Source organism: Streptomyces celluloflavus (assembly GCA_000720995.1).
GTDB classification, from domain to species: domain Bacteria; phylum Actinomycetota; class Actinomycetes; order Streptomycetales; family Streptomycetaceae; genus Streptomyces; species Streptomyces celluloflavus.
This window is the reverse complement of sequence record JOEL01000109.1, coordinates 1-4,320: the sequence shown is the minus strand read 5'-3', so window position 1 is coordinate 4,320 and position 4,320 is coordinate 1. Positions and strand designations below refer to the sequence as shown.

The 4,320-nt window shown below is 70.9% G+C and carries 5 protein-coding genes; 1 reads left to right on the top strand and 4 read right to left on the bottom strand.

The genetic code is table 11. The features are described 5' to 3' along the window. A partial coding sequence (gene tnpA, locus IH09_RS35975; protein WP_275126175.1) for an IS200/IS605 family transposase occupies window positions 1-384 on the top strand: 384 nt, incomplete at its 5' end. Between the two features lie 17 nt (window positions 385-401). Here tnpA and IH09_RS35970 read toward each other — a convergent pair. From IH09_RS35970 to IH09_RS35955, 4 genes are all read right to left on the bottom strand, one after another. Next, entirely contained in the window at window positions 402-1,262 is an 861-nt protein-coding gene (locus IH09_RS35970; protein ID WP_318279669.1) for an ABC transporter permease, read from the bottom strand. Between the two features lie 280 nt (window positions 1,263-1,542). Next, the gene (locus IH09_RS35965; protein WP_052861955.1) at window positions 1,543-3,297 is read right to left on the bottom strand and encodes an ABC transporter ATP-binding protein; all 1,755 of its coding nucleotides are present in this window, start codon (window positions 3,295-3,297) and stop codon (window positions 1,543-1,545) included. Window positions 3,298-3,404: 107 nt separating this feature from the next. Next, window positions 3,405-3,665: a lasso peptide biosynthesis PqqD family chaperone gene (locus IH09_RS35960; protein ID WP_052861954.1), complete on the bottom strand. Its 261-nt coding sequence runs from the start codon at window positions 3,663-3,665 to the stop codon at window positions 3,405-3,407. A gap of 125 nt (window positions 3,666-3,790) precedes the next feature. Then, entirely contained in the window at window positions 3,791-4,228 is a 438-nt protein-coding gene (locus IH09_RS35955; RefSeq protein WP_052861953.1) for a lasso peptide biosynthesis B2 protein, read from the bottom strand. Window positions 4,229-4,320: the final 92 nt, after the last annotated feature.

Sequence of the window (4,320 nt, the reverse complement as noted above, 5' to 3'; positions counted from 1 at the left end):
TCAGCGTACTGCGGTGGGTTTATGGCCGAATATCAGAACATTCGAACTGGTCGTCACTGCGCTTTCATCCTCCACGCCCACGTGGTTTTCGTGACGAAGCACCGGCACAAGGTCTTCAAAGGCACGCACCTGACGCCCATGGAGAAGATCATGCGCGCCGTGTGCGAGGACTTCGAGTGCAAGCTGGTGGAGTCCAACGGCGAGAACAACCACGTGCACCTGCCGGTGAACTTCCCGCCGAAGGTGGCCCTGCCCAAGCTGGTCAACTCACTGAAAGGCGCCAGCTCCCGCAAGCTCCGCCAGCAGTTTCCCTCGAGCAGCAGAACCGTCCACTCCAGCCTGCAGGTCAGAGCAACGCTCAGAATCGCTTCACCTCCCCCGTGAACGGGGAAGCACTGCGATTAGTCCCGGTAGCGGCCCATACCGTTCCAGCCGAAGATCGTCTCGGTGACGACGGCCCCGGTGAAGATGGCCGGGACGCTGAACGCCACGGACGTCGCCGTCGGAATGAGCGCGGTCCGCAGGGCGTGCCGGCGGATCGCCTGGGCCCGGGTGAGCCCGGTGGCGCGGGCGGTGCGTACGAAGTCGGCGTTGATCGTGTCGAGCAGCAGGGACCGCTGCGTGAGGTGATATCCGACGTATCCCATCAGGGTCAGGGTCAGGGTCAGGGTCGGCAGGATCAGGTGCAGGAAGCGGTCCCCGATCGTCGGGAGCAGCCCTTCGACGTTCGGTGAGTTCTCCCCGGCGACGTAGAGGAAGTGCAGCCCGGCGTGCTGGTTCAGCCAGATGGCGACGAAGACCACGGCGAGCGCGGCGACGGACGTCGGGATGTTGAACACCGCGATGGACACGGCCTGCGACACCCGGTCGGCCCAGCCGTACTGCCGCGAGGCCGTGTACACCCCCAGCGTGACGCCGATCACGACGGACAGGACCGTCGCGATGACGACCAACTCCGCGCTGACGAGGGACCGGTAGCCGATCTCCCCGTTGACGGAGACGCCGGTGGGGGACTTCCCCCAGTCGAAGTCGAGGACCACGGAGGTGAACCAGTCCCACCATCGCCGCACCACCGGCACCTGCGGGTCCAGGTTGTACGGCGCGAGCGCCCGGCCGATCTGCGCCTCACTGCGGACGGGCCGCAGCTCCTTGAAGTTCGACCGCGGGTCCAGGAACCAACTCGCCAGGAAATACGTGGCGTTGGTCGCGACCACGATCATCAGCAGCCACCCCGCCGCCTTGCGCATCACATAGCGCACCACGCGCGCCACCTCCCCCGCCCATGCACGAGGCGCGCCGCGGAGGCGCCGGGTCTGAGGGACGTATGCATGCGCCGTGGAGCCTTCTGGGGAGACGGGATGTAAGCACAAACGTGCGAACGTCAGTCTGATCCGCACTCCGCCGCCGACACCAGACCTGGACGGTTTCCGCCACGAGGCTGAAATACGGCTGTAGCAAACGGTGAGATCCCGCCGATCTCGGACAACGTGTGGTGACGGAGGTGGGGTCGCGGTCCGGCCCGGGTTTCGAACCGGGTGGCGGTCAGGACCGACGCACTCCGTTGACGCTGCCGGCGTGCCCGCCGACGAGCCGCTGGAATCCCGGGTGGGTGCGGAGGAGTTCGGCGTACGTTCCGGTGGCGTGGGCCGTGCCGTTCGCGAGCATGACGACGGTGTCGGCCGCTTCGATGGTGGACATCCGGTGGGCGATGACGAGGAGGGCGCACTCCTGCCGCAGGTCGTGCATATTGACCGTCAGGGCCGCCTCGTTGGCGGGGTCGAGGTGGGCGGTGGGTTCGTCCATCAGCAGCAGGCGGGGGCGGGCCAGGACCGCTCGGGCGATGGCGATGCGCTGGCGTTCGCCGCTGGACAGGCGCGCCCCGCGCTCACCGACCTCGGAGTCGAGCCCGGCCGGCAGGCGGCGGACCTTGTGCGTGAGGTTGACGAGGTCGAGGGCCTGCCACAGCCGGTCGTCGGTGGCGTCCGGGGCGGCGTAGCGGAGGTTGTCCCGCAAGGTGCCGTGCAGGATCGGGCAGTCCTGCTCGACCCAGCCGATGTGCGAGCGCCACTCCTTGAGGCCCATGTCCGTGGCCGGCCGGCCGTCGATGCGGATGCTGCCGCTCCACGGCTCGTAGAACCGGTTGACCAGCGCGAAGGCGGTCGACTTACCGGCCCCCGACGGGCCGACCAGGGCGACCAGCGCATGGGGCGGCACGGTCAGCGACAGCCCCCGGAGCACCGGCGCATCGGGGCTGTACCCGAACCGCAGATCACGGATCTCCAGCGACGCGGTCGAGGGCGCGCGGTGGGCCGGTTGCCGCCGCGGGGTGCCGCGGCCGGCCGTGGGGACGCCGCTGTCCTCGGTGGGGAGCGCGTAGACCTCCTGGATGCGCTCGGTGGCGCCTTTGGCCCTGTTCACCGAGGCGATGCCCGCCATCAGCTCGGTGAGGGGCCCCGCCAGCTGGGTGGCGTACAGCAGCATCGCCACGAGGGCGCCGAGCGAGAGGGCCCCTTGGTCCACCCGGGCCGCACCGACCAGCAGGATCAGGACGAAGGCGGCGTTGATGGCCAGTTGGGCCGCGGGGGCGATCACCGCCGTGAGCCGGGCGCTGTGCACCGCGGCGTCGTAGGCGCGGTGGGACAGTGCGGCGAGGTGGTCGATCTCCCGTTGTTCGGCGCGGTTGGCCCGGACGGTGCGCAGCGCCGACAGGGCGCGTTCCAGTCCGGCCGAGATCGCCCCGACGGCGGTCTGCAGCGTCATCGACAGGCGGCCGATCCGCGCCGACAGCCCGTTGATCACGAGGCCGGCGGTGAGCAGTACGCCCAGGATGAGCAGCATCAGGACCGGATCCATCACGAACATCGCGACGAGGCTCCCCAGGGCGACGCACAGGTTGGTGGCGATCTGGACGGAGACATGCGTCAGCGCCTCGCGCAGGGCGGCCACGTCCGTCGAGGCGCGCGCCATGAGGTCGCCCACGCGCAGCTGATCGAAGGCCCGCATCTGGATCCGCAGCAGGTGCGAGACCAGTCCGGTGCGCATGCCCAGGACGAACCGTTCGCCGGTGCGCTCCAGCAGGAAGGCGGCGAAGGCACCGATCACCGCCTGGGCCAGCAGCACCAGGACGAGGACGGCGACGGGGCCGAGGAGTGGCCGGTGTGCGGTGAGCGCGTCGACCACCCCCTTGGCCGCCAAGGGCTGCGCGACGCCCACGGCGGCCGCGATCAGGGTGAGGAGGAGGGCCGCCACCAGGGGGCGCCGCTGCCCCCGGGTCAGGGTCCACAGCTGTCGAAGCATCGCGGGCGCGGCTCCTTCTCCGGCCCGTCGCACGGGCCGTCACGACGGGCAAGCCGGGGGCGGGGACGACCGGCACCGCGCGGGGCGCGGCGGACCGGTACCGGGTGTCAGCCGGCCTCCACCAGCCCGGACGTCCGGAGCTGTTCGGTCACCGCCGTGAGGTCCTCGCGCGCCTGGGCCGGTGCGATGTCGAACCGGTCCGCGAACTCCTCGGCGACCTGGTCCATGGTGCAGCCGGCCAGCAGGCGCCGCAGCGCGTAGGCGCCGGTCCGGTTGAGCTGCCAGTAGTGCCCGGTGCGCTCACTGAGCAGCACCGCGCCGTCGTCGGTGTCGGTGGCGACCGTGTGGGCGGTCAGACGGAGCGTCATATGGTCCTCCGGGCGTGGGAACGGCGCGGGAGCGGCATGGGGACGGCGCGGGAGCGAAGCCGAGGCGGCGCGGGGACGGCGTGGGAGCGGGGTCGAAGCGGCCTGGGGACGGCCCCCGCGCGCGGCTATCGGGTCGCTCGCTTCGGCGGACGGGGGGCGACGGTGAGCAGCGGCCGGTAGTAGCCGTCGGGGTACGGCTCGTCGATCACCTGGCCGTCGGCCTCGATCCAGGCGTGCGCGGCGAACGGCGTCGTACGCACACCGGTCTGCCAGGTGGGCCACACCCCCCTGAAGCGGCACAGTACGGCTGCCGCGATCGACCGCTGCAGGCAGTTGTGGACGGCGCAGTGCAGGCTGACCGCGACGACCGCGGCGCGGGCCGCGGATGCCTGCGCGGCGGTCCCCGGACGGGCGCCGACGCGCAGCACCTCAAGGACGGCGCGCAGATACCTGGGCGGCAGTTTGGCCAGCGGCAGGGCGATGGCCACGGCGGTCAGCGGCAGCACGCGCCGGTGCAGGGGCAGCCGGACGCGCGGCGGCAGCGCGCAGGGCGGACTGGTCATGGCCTCTCCGTAAGTTGTTAGGCGGCCCGGGAGGGCCGGGTGTGGCTTATGGCTTCTTGCCTTCAGTGGCTTCCGAGGAGTGGCCGCCCGGC

Excerpts from the sequence above, each read along its gene's own strand:
- IH09_RS35965 (WP_052861955.1), bottom strand. The coding sequence starts at position 3,297 with ATGCTTCGACAGCTGTGGACCCTGACCCGGGGGCAGCGGCGCCCCCTG.
- IH09_RS35960 (WP_052861954.1), bottom strand. The coding sequence starts at position 3,665 with ATGACGCTCCGTCTGACCGCCCACACGGTCGCCACCGACACCGACGAC.
- IH09_RS35955 (WP_052861953.1), bottom strand. The coding sequence starts at position 4,228 with ATGACCAGTCCGCCCTGCGCGCTGCCGCCGCGCGTCCGGCTGCCCCTG.